This window comes from Rhodococcus rhodochrous (genome assembly GCF_900187265.1).
In the GTDB taxonomy this organism is placed as follows: domain Bacteria; phylum Actinomycetota; class Actinomycetes; order Mycobacteriales; family Mycobacteriaceae; genus Rhodococcus; species Rhodococcus rhodochrous.
The window spans coordinates 2,595,214-2,611,230 of sequence record NZ_LT906450.1 but is presented as its reverse complement, the minus strand read 5'-3'; the positions used below and the strand labels follow the sequence as shown (position 1 = coordinate 2,611,230).

At 67.5% G+C, this 16,017-nt stretch carries 17 protein-coding genes and 1 pseudogene; 2 read left to right on the top strand and 16 right to left on the bottom strand.

Annotated features, from left to right (window positions below; translation table 11 throughout):
* The first annotated feature begins 32 nt into the window (after window positions 1–32).
* Window positions 33–1,013 (top strand): pirin family protein, encoded by a 981-nt coding sequence (locus CKW34_RS11940; protein WP_059383503.1) that lies wholly within the window; start codon window positions 33–35, stop codon window positions 1,011–1,013.
* 266 nt (window positions 1,014–1,279) lie between these two features.
* Here the strand turns inward: CKW34_RS11940 and CKW34_RS11935 are convergent.
* From CKW34_RS11935 to CKW34_RS11925, 3 genes and pseudogenes are all read right to left on the bottom strand, one after another.
* Window positions 1,280–1,846: pseudogene (locus tag CKW34_RS11935) on the bottom strand (2-phosphosulfolactate phosphatase); the annotation flags it as partial.
* A gap of 69 nt (window positions 1,847–1,915) precedes the next feature.
* Window positions 1,916–2,320 carry a DUF1304 domain-containing protein gene (locus tag CKW34_RS11930; RefSeq protein WP_059383504.1) on the bottom strand — a complete coding sequence of 135 codons (405 nt, stop codon included), beginning with the start codon at window positions 2,318–2,320 and terminating at the stop codon, window positions 1,916–1,918.
* Entirely contained in the window at window positions 2,317–2,775 is a 459-nt protein-coding gene (locus CKW34_RS11925; RefSeq protein WP_059383505.1) for a cupin domain-containing protein, read from the bottom strand. The genes CKW34_RS11930 and CKW34_RS11925 overlap by 4 nt, the downstream gene beginning before the upstream one ends.
* A gap of 88 nt (window positions 2,776–2,863) precedes the next feature.
* Here CKW34_RS11925 and CKW34_RS11920 point away from each other — a divergent pair, with 88 nt between their 5' ends.
* Window positions 2,864–3,928: a helix-turn-helix transcriptional regulator gene (locus tag CKW34_RS11920; protein WP_059383506.1), complete on the top strand. Its 1,065-nt coding sequence runs from the start codon at window positions 2,864–2,866 to the stop codon at window positions 3,926–3,928.
* Here the strand turns inward: CKW34_RS11920 and CKW34_RS11915 are convergent.
* The 13 genes from CKW34_RS11915 to CKW34_RS11855 form a co-directional block, all read right to left on the bottom strand.
* Entirely contained in the window at window positions 3,925–4,968 is a 1,044-nt protein-coding gene (locus tag CKW34_RS11915; protein WP_064059861.1) for an ABC transporter ATP-binding protein, read from the bottom strand. The two genes, CKW34_RS11920 and CKW34_RS11915, sit on opposite strands and share 4 nt — an antisense overlap.
* Window positions 4,969–5,033: 65 nt before the next feature.
* A complete protein-coding gene (locus CKW34_RS11910) occupies window positions 5,034–5,753 on the bottom strand; it encodes an oxygenase MpaB family protein (protein WP_059383507.1) in 720 nt (239 codons plus the stop codon).
* Window positions 5,754–5,760: 7 nt separating this feature from the next.
* Window positions 5,761–6,666 (bottom strand): oxygenase MpaB family protein, encoded by a 906-nt coding sequence (locus tag CKW34_RS11905; RefSeq protein WP_059383508.1) that lies wholly within the window; start codon window positions 6,664–6,666, stop codon window positions 5,761–5,763.
* A 23-nt stretch (window positions 6,667–6,689) separates the two neighbouring features.
* Entirely contained in the window at window positions 6,690–7,244 is a 555-nt protein-coding gene (locus CKW34_RS11900) for a hypothetical protein (RefSeq protein ID WP_059383509.1), read from the bottom strand.
* Entirely contained in the window at window positions 7,231–8,448 is a 1,218-nt protein-coding gene (locus tag CKW34_RS11895; protein ID WP_059383510.1) for an MlaD family protein, read from the bottom strand. Before CKW34_RS11895 ends, CKW34_RS11900 begins: the two co-directional genes overlap by 14 nt.
* Complete coding sequence (locus CKW34_RS11890) at window positions 8,445–9,539, bottom strand: MlaD family protein (protein ID WP_157742105.1); 1,095 nt, start codon at window positions 9,537–9,539, stop codon at window positions 8,445–8,447. The genes CKW34_RS11895 and CKW34_RS11890 overlap by 4 nt, the downstream gene beginning before the upstream one ends.
* Complete coding sequence (locus tag CKW34_RS11885) at window positions 9,536–10,660, bottom strand: MCE family protein (RefSeq protein ID WP_059383512.1); 1,125 nt, start codon at window positions 10,658–10,660, stop codon at window positions 9,536–9,538. Before CKW34_RS11885 ends, CKW34_RS11890 begins: the two co-directional genes overlap by 4 nt.
* Complete coding sequence (locus tag CKW34_RS11880) at window positions 10,651–11,700, bottom strand: MCE family protein (protein ID WP_059383513.1); 1,050 nt, start codon at window positions 11,698–11,700, stop codon at window positions 10,651–10,653. Before CKW34_RS11880 ends, CKW34_RS11885 begins: the two co-directional genes overlap by 10 nt.
* Entirely contained in the window at window positions 11,700–11,924 is a 225-nt protein-coding gene (locus CKW34_RS11875) for a hypothetical protein (protein WP_143533332.1), read from the bottom strand. Before CKW34_RS11875 ends, CKW34_RS11880 begins: the two co-directional genes overlap by 1 nt.
* Window positions 11,921–12,994, bottom strand: coding sequence for an MlaD family protein (locus tag CKW34_RS11870; RefSeq protein ID WP_059383515.1), 1,074 nt, complete (start codon window positions 12,992–12,994; stop codon window positions 11,921–11,923). Before CKW34_RS11870 ends, CKW34_RS11875 begins: the two co-directional genes overlap by 4 nt.
* Window positions 12,991–14,265, bottom strand: a complete 1,275-nt coding sequence (locus tag CKW34_RS11865; RefSeq protein ID WP_064059860.1) for an MlaD family protein — start codon at window positions 14,263–14,265, stop codon at window positions 12,991–12,993. The genes CKW34_RS11870 and CKW34_RS11865 overlap by 4 nt, the downstream gene beginning before the upstream one ends.
* A gap of 3 nt (window positions 14,266–14,268) precedes the next feature.
* The gene (locus CKW34_RS11860; RefSeq protein WP_059383517.1) at window positions 14,269–15,123 is read right to left on the bottom strand and encodes an MlaE family ABC transporter permease; all 855 of its coding nucleotides are present in this window, start codon (window positions 15,121–15,123) and stop codon (window positions 14,269–14,271) included.
* Window positions 15,120–15,932, bottom strand: a complete 813-nt coding sequence (locus tag CKW34_RS11855; RefSeq protein WP_016696353.1) for an MlaE family ABC transporter permease — start codon at window positions 15,930–15,932, stop codon at window positions 15,120–15,122. Before CKW34_RS11855 ends, CKW34_RS11860 begins: the two co-directional genes overlap by 4 nt.
* Between the last annotated feature and the right edge of the window lie 85 nt (window positions 15,933–16,017).

The window sequence follows — 16,017 nt, the reverse complement described above, 5'->3', positions numbered from 1 at the left end:
ACAAATCAACTACATGACCGAGAGGGGTTACCGTGCCCGCCGTAACCATCGACAACATTCTCGCTCTTCCCCGCGTCGAAGAGCCCGCACCCGACGCGCTCTCGCGTCCTGTCCTGTCGGTGACCACCGCTCCGCGTGGCTTCGAAGGCGAAGGCTTCCCCGTCCGCCGTGCGTTCGCGGGCATCGAGACGAAGTACCTCGACCCGTTCATCCACATGGATCAGATGGGCGAAGTGAACTACGCACCCGGCGAACCGAAAGGCACGCCCTGGCATCCGCACCGCGGCTTCGAGACCGTCACCTACATGATCGACGGCATCATGCAGCACCGCGACTCCCACGGAGGCGGCGGCACCATCGGCGGCGGCGACACCCAGTGGATGACCGCCGGCAGCGGCATCCTGCACATCGAAGCACCACCGGAACACCTCGTGGTCAGCGGTGGACTGTTCCACGGCGTGCAGTTGTGGGTGAACCTGCCCAAGGCCGAGAAGTTCGTCGCACCGCGGTACCAGGACATCGGCGGCGGCGAGGTCGCCCTGCTGTCCTCGGCCGACGGCGGCGCGCTCATCCGGGTGATCGCCGGAGAGCTCGACGGGCACCGCGGCCCCGGTTCGACGCACACGCCGATCACCCTGCTGCACGCCACCGTGGCACCGGGAGCGAGCGTCACCCTGCCGTGGAACCCCGAATTCAACGCGCTGGCATACGTGCTCGCGGGCGATGGCGCGGTCGGACCGGAACACCGTCCGATCCGCACCGGACAGACGGCCGTCTTCGGCAGGGGCGAGAGCCTGACGATCTCTGCTGCCGCGACGCAGGATTCGCGCACCGACGCCCTCGAGGTGTTCGTGCTCGGCGGCAAGCCGATTCGTGAACGCGTCGTCATGGCCGGTCCGTTCGTCATGAACACCCGGGCCGAGATCATCGAGGCGATGGAGGACTTCCAGGCCGGGCGATTCGGTTCCATTCCCGCCGTGCGCGGCTCGGACGAGAAAGACCTGGACCGATAGTTGCGATTCGGGTGGTTTCGACCCCGGAAAGCGAGGTCGAAGCCACCCGAATCGTCTATCCCCTGTGGTCCACGAAGCGATCGCCGACGAGCACGGGCACGGTCGCACTCCGATCGACCTCCGCTGCCACGGCGACATCGGATTCGTATCCCATGTCGATCAGCTCCCGACCGGATGCGCATGCTTCCAATGACGAGTTCACATTGCCTCGAAACTGCATGCCAGGCGGCCACTGCCATCTCGGCCTCGGTCGACGCGGTCAGTTCCGGACGCCGAACCAACACGTCGGCAAGCACCGCGCCCGCACCCCACAGATCTTCGACGCACGGTCGCAGAGACCCGTCGGGCCACTTCTCGCCGGCGGCGATCACTGCCACGGTCGCACCCTCCGACAGCACTTCCGCGATCCATGCTGCCACCGCAGTGGCATTGCGCAGGCACGCTCCGACGACGACAGTCGACGACGTAGCCGGCAAGTATGCGATCGACGACCCGTTCGGCGAGGGCAGAACGAGGCGATGCAGGTTGTCGGCGTCGCGAACGGTGCGCGGAGACAGGCTCACCTCCCCCGCCTCCGCTCGGCTACGCCCGACCGCCAGGACGGCATCATGTCGCGCGGCGTACTCGGCGGCCGAATCGTCTCTCGCCCAGTACGGCAACACCTCGATTCCACGATCCGCGGCGACCGACAGCGTCGTAGTGAACGACAGCACGTCCACCACGACCGAGATGTCGGAGGCCCCGAGAGCAACCGCTCCGGACAGGCCCCACTCGAAGCGAACAGAAGCATGCGACTGCTGGTGCGCGGGGTTCACGCCCCTACCCTCACACATGCCACGAATCCGGTGTTCCCGACCGCGCTGAGCGAGGTCGAGAACACCAAATCGTCGGCCGCGCCGCTTCTACGCCAGCGCCAGCGCCACGAGCGCGACCAGCGACGGCACGCTCTGACAGAGCGACCCCACCACCCCGGCTCCCCGCGGACGGCTCATCGCCATCCGATCCGAGGCGAACAGTGCGATCCCGGCCAGGAACATGAATGTGCACGTGTAGACGACGAGCGTGCGGCCCGGCGCCTCGTGGCCGGTCCACCACAGGATCACCCCGGCGAGCGCTCCGGAGCCGAGAAAGAGGTTGTAGAAGCCGACGTTGAACGCCCACATCCGCACCGGCCGGACGTCCTCGGTCGGGATGCGGAACACGTCCCGGTGGATGCTCGGACGGCGGAAGAGGATCGTCTCCCACACGAAGGCCAGCAGGTGCACCGCGGCGGCGGCGAGGGCCGCGAGTTGCGCAACGACGATCATGGCAAGACCTCCTCGGCGAATCGGATGCCGTAACGGGTGGCGATCTGCCCGAACCTGCTCATCAGCGCGTCCTCGGGCAGGTACTGCTTCCCCAAGGCGTCGACATCGGTGAAGAAGCCGCTCATCCCGGTCCCGGGACAGACGAGGAGAAAGACCGCATCGTCGGTGAGGACCGAGAAGCTGTTCATCGTTCCCGCCTCGATGGTGAGCGTGTCACCGGTGGCGAGTTCGCAGCCCTCACCGTCGAGCAGAACGAGGATCCGGCCGCGCAGCAGGTGGAAGGTCTTGGGCCAAGGCTCGGAGTGCAGGGGCGGTGGGCTGCCGCAGGGGGCCTCGACCAGCATGAGCTCGTAGGCGTCGCCGGTGTGTTCACCGGACGACAGGACGGTGACGACGGCGTCCGGCATCGACAATCGCCTGCCGGTACCGGCCCGTTCGAGATGAATCGTGGACACAACTGCGACGCTAGGGACTCAGAAGCAGCCGAACCATCCCCTGAATCGGGGATGCTCCCGTCTCCCGGATCCGGCGCATACTGGGCTCATGCTCGAAGTGCGGGCGGAGCGGCTACGCCGCGAGATCCTGGAGTTCGCGGGCACCGGCGCCGGCGTCACCGCACTGCACCAGCGTGCCATCGAACTGGTCGATCGCACCGTACGCAGCGAGCTGACGTGCTGGGCGCTGTTCGATCCCCTGACCCTGGCGTTCGGTTCGATGACGAGTGGGCGCAACCGCATTCCCGGTGAGTACGAGCCACTACTCGCCGAATCGGAATGCGGTGGACACGATCCCGCGACGTTCGCAGACATCGCCCGCAGTGGACGAACGGTGGTGCGGGCCTCGGATCTACCGTCGACCGAACTCGCCCACAGCCTCCGGCACGCTGCGGTGTGGCGCCCACTCGGACTCGACCGTGAGGTGCGGGTCGTCTTCACGGTGGACGGGTTGTGTTGGGGATCGGCCGGTTTCGTCCGATCGGGACCGGACTTCACGGATCGGGAGCTGGAGATCCTGACGATGGTCGCGCCGGCGCTGGCGGCCGCGACCCGGGCGGCCGCCGTCCACACCCTGCGTGCACGCCCCGGAGCCGATCCGGGACCGGCCGTGATCGTGACGGATCCAGCGGGTGAGCCGGTCGCATCGACGGTCGCGGCGCGGGCATGGGAGGAACGGCTCGCCGGTCCCGTGCGGTTGGCACTGCTGTTGCGGGCGGCAACGTTCGGGGCTCGGGCGAGTTCGACCGGAGTGTTCCGGGCGCGTATCCGCAACGAGGGTGGAGGCTGGATCGTCGTCCGTGCAGCGCCGTTGAGCACCGACGGCGACGAATCCCGCACGGCGGTCACCATCGAACCCGCGGCCGACAGTGAGCTCACAGAGGTGCTGTTCGCCGCGTACGCGCTGACCGCACGCGAGTGCGAGGTGTGCACCGACGTGCTGAGCGGACTGTCGACGGCCGAGATCGCTCGGCACCGGGGCATCACGCCGAACACGGTGCACGACCACCTCAAATCCGTCTATGCGAAGACGGGAGCGGGTAGTCGCGCGGAACTCGTCGCTCGGTTGGCCGGCCGGCAGATGCCCCGGCCGTCGCTGTCGTCCCCTATCTAACGCAGCACCACCGGAATCAGTTCGGTGGGCGCGTCGGACCCCGTGAACGCCGTGGTTCGACGCTGAGAATCCATGTCCTCGAGGATGGCGCTCCGGGCGGCCGGGGGCAGGGTGTGCAGGATCGAGCGCACCCGCTCCTGCCGACGCGCCACCGCCTGCCGCTCCGGCATCCCTGGCGTGGCCTGCATCTGCGGCACGATCCCCTCGATATCGTCCACACCACCGGCATGATGACCGGCATCGACGAGCGCCTGCTCGTGCGCCATCGTCGCCTCGTCCTTCTCCTCCGACATCCCGATCGGACCGATCATCGTGCCGTTGAGGAACTGCTTGACCACCGGCTCGTCCGAGGTCAACAACACCTCACGCGGACCGAACATCACCAACTGCCGACGGAACAACATGCCGATGTTGTCCGGCACCGTGCGCGCCAGATTGATGTTGTGCGACACGATCAGGATCGTCGCATCGATCTCGGCGTTGATGTCGATCAACGTCTGCGAAATGTAGGTGGTGCGCACCGGATCGAGACCCGAATCCGGCTCGTCGACCAGGATGATCTCCGGATCGAGCACCAACGCGCGGGCCAGGCCGGCACGCTTGCGCATCCCCCCGGAGATCTCACCGGGCAGCTTGTCCTCGGCGCCGAGCAGACCGACGAGCTCGAGCTTGCTCATCACGATCTGCCGGATCTCCGATTCGGTCTTCTTGGTGTGCTCGCGCAGCGGGAAGGCGACATTGTCGTAGAGGTTCATCGACCCGAACAACGCCCCGTCCTGGAACAACACCCCGAACAGCTTGCGGATCTCGTAGAGCTCCTTGCTCGAGCACTGCAGGATATCGGTGCCGTCGATGACGATCGAGCCCTCCTCCGGGCGCAACAGACCGATCAACGACTTGAGGAACACCGACTTACCGGTACCCGACGGACCGAGCAGCGCACTGACCTCACCGGCCGGCAACGTCAACGTCACGTCCTGCCAGATACGTTGCGAGCCGAAGGACTTGGTCAGCCCCTCGACGGAAACCTCGACTCCCACACTTACCTCCTGATGGACCCGACGCGGTGCCGGGTGATGATCCGTTCTGTCGATCCGCGGTGCGGTTACCGCGTGATCGGTCCTCGACGCAGGCGCCGGTACGTCGCATACGCCGTGAGTGCGCGTCGATGGGCGGCGCCGACGTCGACCTCCCACAGCGTGCGCGCGGCCGGGTGCAGCAGCGCGCGGACGACCCGGGCCGGGATCCCACGCTGCACCCAGTCGCGGGGCTGCAAGATCTGGTCGCGGTAGCGGTCGCCGCTGGGTGTGCGGGCCAGGACCGAGGCGCAGGTGTCGTCGAAATAGTCCGTGAACTCCGCCCAGTCCTGCGGCATCCGCCGATCGGAGATGCCGTAACGCCGGTACCACGCGCAACTGTCCAGGTAGAGCGCCTCCTTCTCCCCCACCTCGAGGCGACGGACGAAGACGTCGATCATCGTCACGAGCGTGTCGACGTAGGTGGCGTGCTGGAAGAAGAAGACATCCGGGTCGAGCGCGTGGTACCGGCGGCCGAGGTCGTCCGTTCCCTTCACGTCCTCGTGCGCGAACCGGACGATCGGGCGGATGTGACGGTCGTCGTAGGCGGCACGGACGAGCACCGGCACCGTCCGGCGTTTGTGCAACCAGAGCCGGCGCGGCGTCCGCGAGTGGTCCATGCCCGCCGCGATCGCCGGATGCAGCATCTGCAGCGCCACCGCCCGCGGCAGGGCGAGCAGGAAACGCCGGTCGTGCAGGTAGCGCCGCAACAACCCATCCGGGTCGATGTCGGTGTCTGGAACGGTCATGCGCCTGTCAGATCAGATTGCGACCGGACTTGACGCGGCGACGCAGATCGGCGACGAGCGCTTCGCTTCCGCCGTGCCGCAGGAAACGCGGGATAAACCGATTGACGAACGAGACGAACACGAACAAGTGCTCGTAGCGTCGGCGGTCGGCTTCGCTCCATTCCAGGTCGAGCGCTTCCCGGAAGATCGGGGGCAGGCTCCCGATGGTGAGGAAACGCAGGAGATTCCGGAACATCAGGCGCATCGGCCAGTTGATCATCTTCAGATCGACCAGGTCCATCAAATACGCCTTGGTGGTCTCGTCGAAGACGACCCGCTCGCAGGCGATGTTCCAGTACCTGTCGAAATCGGCCCGCGTCGCGGGCCACATGTCCTCGGTGACCTGCAGGGTTGTGCCGAGGGTGGAACCGGTGCAGTAGAACTCCTCGAGCTGCTCGTCGTCGAGCTTGCCGCGCAGCAACTGGTACATGTCCTCGATGCCGATGTACAGGCAGGCAGCGACCCACAGCTGCAGTTCGCGGTTGAACGCGTTGTACTTGACCGGGCTGTTCTCGTCGGATCGCACGAACCGATGGGCACCGTTGACGGCCTCGCGGTAGGCCTTGCGGTCCTCGTCGTTGCCGAGGATCGCCACAGCCAGGTAGGTGGCGGTGGTGCGGGCCCGCTTCCACGGGTGCTTGACCAGCGAACCGGATTCGACCTTGCTCTCCATGACGCCGTACGCCACCTCGGGCCAGCCGAGCTGCATGATGACGTTCGCGGCGGCCCCGGCAAAGGACCAGAAGTCGACGGCGTCGGACACCTTGTGCTGCTTGCGACTCCATCGGTTGGGGCCGCTGGTGATGGTGATGCGGGTCCGGCGCGAGCTCAGTACCGGTTCCCGGTCCAGGTCGTCGAGATAGGGAGTGGGCATCGCGTGTCTCCTCGTGGTGTGGGTCAGAGTGTTTCGACGTTGTCGACGAGCCAGCGGTCGTCGATGCGGACCAGGGAGAACACCATTCGGAAACGCGAGGTGCCCCCGTCGGGTGTCGAGACGTTCGTGGCGTTCTGGTCGGCGAAGACGAGCACCGTGGCGGTGTCGCCGTCGGTGTGCTCGGTGGCCGCGTGCAGCGCCTGCGCTTCAGCGCTGCCCTGCCCCTCGGTGACGAGTTCACGCAGCGCGTCGACCATCGATCCGTAGCGTTCGGCAAAGGCCGGCGTGGACATCTCCGCGATCCGTTCACGGTTGGCATCGAGGTTCTGGTAGTCGAAGGTCGACATCACCACGGCGTACTCGCGCGCCAGTGCCACCGCCTCCTGCTCTGCCTGCTCGTCGGTGCGGTAATCGACGAGGACCACGACGAGCGCTGCCAGCATCACGAGCAGAGCGTTGATCGAGAGGACCAGCGCGACCACCAGCCCGCGGGGCTTCGACGAGCGTCGTTCGACGGTCGCGGACTCTGCGACCGGAGTCTTGTCGAGGACTGCCGTACCGGTGTCATCGTGTGCCATGAGTGTTGCCTTCCAGCAGGCTCTTCCAGAAATAGAGCAGTTCGGTGCCGCTCGGGATGAGGATCGGATCGGCGACGACAGGCGGTCCGATCACCGTGCCCGGGGTGGTGCCTCCGAGCCCGAGATCGTTGGGGCGGGGTGCGTTGCGGGAGCCGCGTTGCTCGAGGTCCTGCCCCGGTGGGCAGTAGTAGTCGAGGTTCGGTTCGATCGGGGACGTGTCGCCGAGCGCGCGACGGGGATTGTCGTAGTAGCAGGCCGGTCCCTGCGTGGCGATCAGGGCGAAGTCCGCGCGGTCGCCGTGCACGATCGATTCGAGTGCCGCTAGGCCGCGGGGAATCGCGTCCAGACCGGTGCGCAGCGCCGCGGACCGGTCGGAGATCACCGGACCGACCGCGCCGAGGTTGGCGAGCACCGCGGAGAACGACTCCTGGTTCGCGCCGATGGCCTCGTCGGCACGGCGCATCGCGTCGGGGCCGGTGGCCATCATCGAGGCGATGCGATCCTCGTTGGCCTGCAATGATTCGGCGACGGTCCGCGCCGACGCCATCCCGTCGACGAACTCGGTGGAGTTCTCGGCCATGGTGCCCGTCAATCCGGCTGCGCGATCGAGCAGTTCGGCGAGGGCGGGCGCGTCCTCGGCGAGCTGCGCGGAGATCCGGTCGGCGTCGGTGACGAGACGGGCCAGGTCGGGTCCGAGTCCTTCGAACGCGCTGCCGAGCTCCTGACCGACTGTCGAGATCACCGCGGGGTCGATGGTTTCGAGCAGATCGGCGGTGTGGGCGAGGGTTTCGGAGATCTGGGTGGGCTGCTCCTCGGCGGGCATCGTGATCTCGTCGCCGTCGGTGAGATAGGGGCCGTGGTCGACACGCGGGAAGATGTCGACGTTGAGCATGCCGGCCATGGTGCCCTGGGTGATCTTGGCGTAGGAGTCGACGGGGATACGGGTGTCACCGTCGAGTGCGAAATCGAGGCGGGCACGCCGGGTCTCGGGGTCGAATCCGATACCGGTGACCATGCCCGCCTGGACACCGCGATAGGTCACGACGGTGCCCTCGCCGACACCGAGGGCGTTGTCGACCGTGGCGTGGAGGTTGATGCGGTCGCCGACACCGGTGGGTCCGACGATGTAGTAGATGCCGTAGGGCACCACGGTCAGCGCGGTGATGACGAACAGGACCAGCTGAACGACGACGATCTTCTTCATCGCTCCCCTCCGAGCAGTTCTTCCAGCGAGGCCGGTGCGGACGCGTCGTCGAATCCGGTGAAGTCACCGGTGAAATACCCGCGGGTGAAGATCGTGTCGAGGCTCTCCGGGATCTCCAGGGCACCGTCGAATACCAGGTAGTCGCCGCGGACGGAACTGTCGAAGGCGGCCATGAAGGCGTTCATGTTGGCGAGGGTGGTGCCGATGCGGTCGTTGAACGACGCGAGCGTGGCGGTGATCGTGTCGGCGTCGCGCAGCAGCCCCCCGGCCCCGTCGGGGGTCGCGGCAGTCAACTCGTTGACGTTCGCCGCCAGGCGCGTGGTGGCGTCGAGCAGGGAAGCCATACTCTCGCGTTGGGCCACCAGGACATCGACGGCGCCGGCGGTTTCGACGAGATAGCGGTCGAACATCTCCTCCTCCTCGACCATCCGTCGGGTGACGTCGGCGGCGAGCGTCATGGCCTGGTCGAAGGAGGTCTGTTCGTCGATCGCGCGGGTCATCATCTCGGTCGCGGTGTCGGCGAGGGCCTGGACGCTCCCGGATCGGCCGGTGAATGCGACGTTGAGTTCGCGCACGACGGTCTCGAGTTGGGTCAGTCCGCTGCCGCTGACGACATTGCCGAGCGCGGCGAGCATCGTCTCCACCCGGGGACCGAGGTCGACGTTCTGCTCCGATACGACGTCACCGTCGGCGAGCAACGACGAACTCGGGTTCGGTGGCGGGACGAGCCGCAGGTACGGGCTGCCCAACGCGGACGGGATCTCGACGGAGACGAGGACATCGGACGGGACCTCGAGGTCTTCCTCGAGCGAGACCCGCACGTCGGCGCCACCGGGTGCGGTGTCGAGTCCGGCGACGCGGCCGACGATCTGCTGGCCGTAGCGCACGTCGGCGCCGAGGACCAGGCCGTCCGCGGACGGCAGTTGCACGGTGACCTCGAAGTCGCCACCGCCGATGGAGCGTCCGACGGGAAGATCCTGGATACCGTAGCCGCATCCGGACACCACCGTCGCGCAGGTGAGAGCGGCACCGACGAGGGCCAGGCCCCACGTCACGGAGCGACGCGGCGATGCTGCAGAAGCTGAGCTCACGGGTTGCCTCCTGGTTGTCCACCGGTGACCGCGCTGACGATGCCGAGCGGATCCGAGGCGCTGATCGGGAAGGAGATCGGGTTGGTGAAGCCGGCTCCCGTGCAGAGCGGGAGCGGATGTTCCGCGCACAGCGGGGCCGCGACCGCGAACTGCGTCAGCGCGGTGGAGATGTTCAGACGGATGCGGCCGCGACCGTCGGGGCCGATCGTGTCGGTCAGGTTCTCCATCATCAGCGGGACGAGGTCCATGAACTCGGCCAGACCCTGAGGGTTCTCCCCGAGGGTGTCGCCGATGACCTTCAGGTTGTCGGAGATCGCACCGAAGCTCTCCTGGTGCTGCGCGACGAAGATGTCGACCTCGTCGAACACGACCTGCAGTTGCTGCAACGGCTCGGTGACGTCGAGATCGCTCTCCTCCCAGACCGCGGCGAGCGCGCTGAGATCGGTGACCATGCTGTCGAGACCCACCGACCGTTCGTCGAGGGCGCGCAGCAGTGCCGAGAGGTTCTCGACGAGCAGTGCGAAGTCCTCACTGGATGCCCCGACGACGCCCGTGGCGGCGGCGAGATCGGCGATGGCGTCGTGGAAGGCCGCGCCGCGCCCCTCCCACACATCGGCTCCGCTGGTGAGGACGGCGCCGAGGTCGGCGTTGTCCGGTCCCATCGTCTCGATGATCGTGGACAGGCTGTCGAGCATGTTGTCGATGTCGATCGGCGAGTGGCTGCGGTCCTTCGGGATCACCCCGCCGTCGGCGAAGGTGGGACCGCCGTCGTAGGCGGGCCCCAGTTCGACGTAGCGTTCGCTGATGATCGCGGGGCTCATCACGTAGGCGGAGACGTCCTCGGGGAGGGTCACCTCGTCGGGGACGGTCATCGTCACTCGCACGGACGTTCCCTGCGGTTCGATGTCGGTGACGGTGCCGACCTCCACGCCGAGCACGGCGACGGTACTGCCCACGTAGATGCCGTTGACGTATTCGAAGTCGGCGTGGACGGTGTGACTGCGGTCGGTGCGGCCGAAGACGTACCACGCGGGCAACGCGATCAGAAGGAGTAGGACAAGGGTCGCCGCGACGATCTTCTTCCGTCGCGAGGTTCTCGTCGGTGTCGAGGTCACCGGCATTCCTGCATCACTCCGATCGCGCAGAGAAGATTGTCGGGAAGGACCGTGGCGGGGGTGACGACGTCCGCCCACGAGCCGTTGCCCGTGGCATCGGTGACGGTGCGCAGGGCCGGGGGTAGGCGGTCCATGAGCATGCCGATCCGGTCGGCGTTGCGCTGGAGGGTCCCGGAGACCTCCACCAGGTTGGCGACGAGGCGGTCGGCGTCGCCGCGGTTGGCGGTGAGCGTCTCCGACATGGTCGCGATGACGACCCGCAGGTTCTCGACGAGCCGGGTGAGTGTGTCCTTGCGGACGACGAGGGTCTGCACGAGGGTGCGGGCGTCGACCGCGTTCTGCACCAGGGTGTCCTGCTGGTCGACCGCCATCTCCGACAGCTTCCGGGCGGTGTCGAGGAGCTGGTCGAACTGTTCGCCGTGCCGGGAGAACGCGGTCGAGGCGGCGCTGATACCGGTGAGGGCACGGTCGAGCTCGTCGCTCTCCCGCGGCAGCACCTGCGACAGGGTGCTCATCATCTCGGTCATCGCGTCGAGGTCGAGGTCCTCGGCGACCGCGTCGGCGCCGGCTCCGATCTCGTCGAGCGAGTAGGGAACGGTGGTGCGGGCCAGCGGGATCCGGTTCGCTCCGTCGTCGACCCCGACGGGACGGAGATCGAGATACCGCTTGCCGAGGACGGTTTCGAGCCGGACCGATGCGGTGGAGGTGTTGCCCACGGCGCGCTGCTTGTCGAGGCGGAAGTCGACGTCGACGTGGGTACCGGCGAGCCGGATGCCCTCCACGCGCCCGGCCGGCACGCCCGCGACGTAGACCGGATCGCCGGTGGCGAGTCCGGCGGCGTTGGCGAACTCGGCCGTGTACGGCTCGGTGCGCACCTGGTACCACACCCGCGGAAGTCCCACGGCCGCACCGAGTCCGACGACGAGGACGAAGATTCCGATGGTGCCGAGCACGAGCGGCATGTGGGTGGTGTTCTGCCGTCGGCCACCACCGAACAGGAACTCGAGGGCGCCGACGAAGACGTCGATGAGCTTGACGAGGAACATCATCGGGTGAGTGCCCCTCCCCCGGCTGCCGAGGCTGCGTCGCCTCGGAGGACGTGGACGAGATCGTCGATGTAGGCGATGCCCACCGCGACGAGCGAGACACCGGCGACCGCCACCACGACGACGACCGTCCAGGCCGCGAACCGGGGCACCCGGCCGATGCGGCCACCGAGTGCGGTGACGAAACGCACGAGCAGATCGATGAATCGGGTGAGGGTCATCATGAGCACACCGGCGAATGGGTCGGGCCGAAGATGTTCACTTCCGCGTCGCCTGCTTTCAGGCTGAAATTGCAGAGATAGAGACTGATGAAGCTGCCGTACTGCCCCGTGTGGTTGATGTTGTCGGCGAAGGCGGGCAGGCCGGCGAGCATGCGCTCGAACTCGGGTGTCGACGCGATCCACTGGTCGGTGACGGCGCCGAACTGCTGCAGGCTGCGGGTGAAGGCGCCCTGCGAGTCGGCGATGGTGTCCGCCAGTGCGGACACGCTCTGCGCACCGGTGTCGAGGAAGGCGGCCAGTTGCTGCCCGTCCCCCACCACCGAGGCGCCGAGCGCGGCCAGCCCGTCGGTGAGGTCGCGCAGTTCGTCGTGCCGGTTGTCGAGCGAACCGAGGATGCGGTTCATGTTCGTCGCGACCTCGCCGAGGATGTGTTCGCGGTCGCCGAGCTGCGTCGACAGCACCGCCACCCGGTCGAGGAACCGGGCGACCGCGTCGCCTCGGCCGTTGAAGGTGTCGACCACGTTCCGGGCGAGGACATTCACCTCCTGCGGGGGCAACGACTCGAACAGGGGCCGGAAGCCGTTCATCAGCGCGGTGAGGTCGATGGGTGGGGTGGTCTGCGAGACGGGCACCACGCCTCCCGGTTCGAGCACCTCGGCGCCGTCGGATTCGGCGGGCACCCCCGCCTCGGTGCCGTCGGATCCGGCGGCGACTCCCGACTCGGGCAGGGTGAGCGCCACATAGCGGGCGCCGAGCATGTCGCCGTACCGGACGGACGCCTCGACGTCCTTCGGGAGGGTGCGTCCGCGTTCGACCTCCACGGTGACGCGGGCGAGCGCGCGACCGTCGTCGGTGTCGGCGACGTCGACCGCGTCGACCCGGCCCACCCGCACGCCGGACAGGGTCACGGGGTTGCCGGGGTTGAGCCCTTCGACATCGGTGAACTCGAGGACGTAGTTGTCGCTGGCACCCCGCACCGGCACGGCCAGCGCGTTGTAGACGAGGGTGCTGCAGACGACGCCGATGGTGCAGTAGCCGACCAGGGTCGAGACCTGGAGTCGTGTCAGTTTCACGGAATCCGTACCTCGCTTCCGCGGAAGAGGGGGGCGAGCAGTGCCGTCACCGCGGCGTGCGGTCCGGTCGGCTCCGCCGTGTCCTGTTCCGCCGGCGCCGCGGCGGGCTCGCCGCGCAATTGCTGTTCGAGAAGTTGCAGGGGGCCGGCCTCGGCGGCCGCGTTGATCACCGGCTCGGCGGCACTGTAGGAGCCGTTGCCGGGACTGTTGCAGTTCGCGCCGGTGAGGGACCCGTAACTGGGGCAGTCCGCAGCGGTGTAGGGCAGCGGGCCGGCGAAGGTCGGGACGGCGGTGATGTCGAACCGGCCGCTGCCGAAGACCCGGGCACCGGCGGCGCCGAAGGTCTCCGCGTTCGCGAGGGTGGCGTAGAGGCCGTCCGGGTCGGCGCCGGTGGTCGCGAGGATCGTGCCGATCGAGTCGGTGACCGTGATCATCGTGTCCAGTCGGGGGCCGGTGAATCCGTCGACGGAGGCGGCGAGCAGAGTCGCCGCTCCCATCGTGTCTGCCAGGTCGCCGCGGTGTTCGACGATGGCACGGGAGACCTCGGTCGCGGCGGACAGCATGCCCACCATGTCCGGGGTCGCGGTCTGGAGCGATTCCATGACCGTGACGAATTGCGGTGTCGCGTCGATGAACTCGTTCAGCGACGGAGTGAGCTGGTCGGTGGTCGCGGCGAGCCGGTCGATGGTGCGTCCGATGGTCTCACCGTTGCCGTCCAGGGCGCGCCCGAGCGCGTCGAGGGCCTTGGCCATCTCCTGCGGCTGCATCTGCTCGAGCACACTCGACATCCGGGTGAACACGTCGTACATCGCGACGGCCTCGGGGCCGGTGTCGACGGCGATCGAGTCGACGTCGGCGAGGGCGACCGCCTCGGTACGCGCGGAACTGCCGCGCGCGGCATTCTCTTCGGTCGGATCGGTCACCAACTCGACGTAGATGTCGCCGAAGAAGGTGCGGGGCACCACGCGCGCCAGGACGTCGGACGGGATCGTGCGGGAGGCATCGATGTCGACGGCCAGTCGCACCCGCGATTCGGTGGCGCCGGCCTCGATCGAGGCGATCCGGCCGATGTCGACGCCGAGATACCGGACCGGTGCTCCGGCGTTGACCAGGCCGACTGCGGAGGGCACCTCGACGAAGACGTCCTCGGTCCGATCGAGCGCGCCGGTACCGCGCAGCACCATCACCGCCGCGACGCCGAGGGCCACGGCGAAGGCCACAGCACCCCGGACCAGATAATTCAGTCGTTCGCGTGAACTGGGACGGTCCACGAATCACACCCCCATACCAGGAATTTCGGGAACCAGTCCCCACAGCGCGAAGGTCAGCAGCACGTCGAGCACACCGATGGACAGGATCGCCGTGCGCAGCGCCCGGCCCGCGGCGGCACCGACGCCTGCGGGACCACCCGAGGCGTAGTAGCCGTAGGCGCAGTGCACCAGGCTGACCACCATCGCGAAGGCCATGGCCTTGATGCCCGAATACAGCAGGTCCTGCGGGGTGAGCACGAGGTGGAAGAAGTAGTCGTAGGTGCCGGCGGACGCGCCGTTGAACACCACCACGACCAGTCGGGTGGACAGGTAGCTGGCCAGCAGTCCGATCATGTAGATCGGGATGACACACACCATCGCGGCGATGGTGCGGGTGGCGGCCAGGAACGGGATCGACTTGATGGCCATCGAGTCGAGCGCGTCGATCTCGTCGGAGATGCGCATTGCCCCGATCTGGGCGGTGAAGCCGACGCCCACCTTCGCCGACAGGGCGATGGCGACGACGACCGGTGCCAGCTCGCGGGTGTTGGCCACCGCGGAGAGCATGCCCGACATCGTGGTCATCCCGACGAGTTCGAGGCCGCGCTGGGTCTCGACGCCGAGCATCATGGCCGCGGCGAGCGACATCGCGAAGACGATGCCGATCGTGCCACCACCGGAGAGCAGTGACTGGGTACCGAAGCTGACCTCGCTGATCTGCGCGATGACGTGCTTGCGGAATCGGGTGAGCGCGTAAGGGATCGACGCAATGGTGCGGCAGTAGAAGGTGACGTGCATCCCGAGCGTCGCGAGATTGTCGCCGGTCTGCCGGATCGGCTGCGCCAGCCGGGTGGCCTGCAATCGGACATCGGTGCTCATCGGAACTCACCCACTGCCGGGACGATCACCGTGTACAGCGCCGACAGAGCGGTGTTGACGATGAAGACGAGCGCGAAGGCGATGACGACGGCTTCGTTCACCGCGTCGGCCACCCCGCGCGGGCCGCCCTTGGTGTGCAACCCCTTGAACGTGGCGACCAGCGCCGCGAGCAGGCCGAACACCGCGGACTTCACGAGGGCCATGACGAAATCGGCCGGTCGGCCGTACTCGGCGAAGGTCGCCATGAACGTGCCGGCGGGCAGATGCTGCACGTAGATGTGGTAGAGCCAGCATGCGGCGACACCACCGACCGTGACCATCGAGCACAGCGCCAACGAGACGATGACCGCTCCGACGAGCCGGGGGGCGACGAGGCGCTCGAGGATGTCGAGACCCATCACCTCCATCGCGTCGATCTCCTCGCGGATCTTGCGGGACCCGAGATCGGTGCAGATGGCGGAGCCGGCGACGCCGGCGAGCATGAGCGCGCAGACCAGGGCCGAGGCCTGTCCGACGATGATGAACGCGACGACGGCACCCGAGTAGCCGCCGGCTCCGATGCGGCCGGCGAGTTCGCCGACGGACACCGCGATGAACACCCCCACCGGGACCATGAGCAGCAGGGACGGCCCGGTACATACCCTCCCGATGAAGAGTGTCTGAGTGACCGTCTCGTGCAACGAAAGTCGCCGTCTGAGCACCGCGGCCGCGAGGACCACGAGCGATTGGACGGCGAAGCCGATGAGATAGCCACCTTCCGTCGCGACGTCCCTGATGGGACCACGCGAGTTCGGCAACTCGTAGGTCATCTACCGGTTCCCTTCATCGAACCCCCCTGGATGTCGGCGCCGGAAACCGCCCGTCGGCGCCGAGTGGAACTGTCCGGCCGGTGGC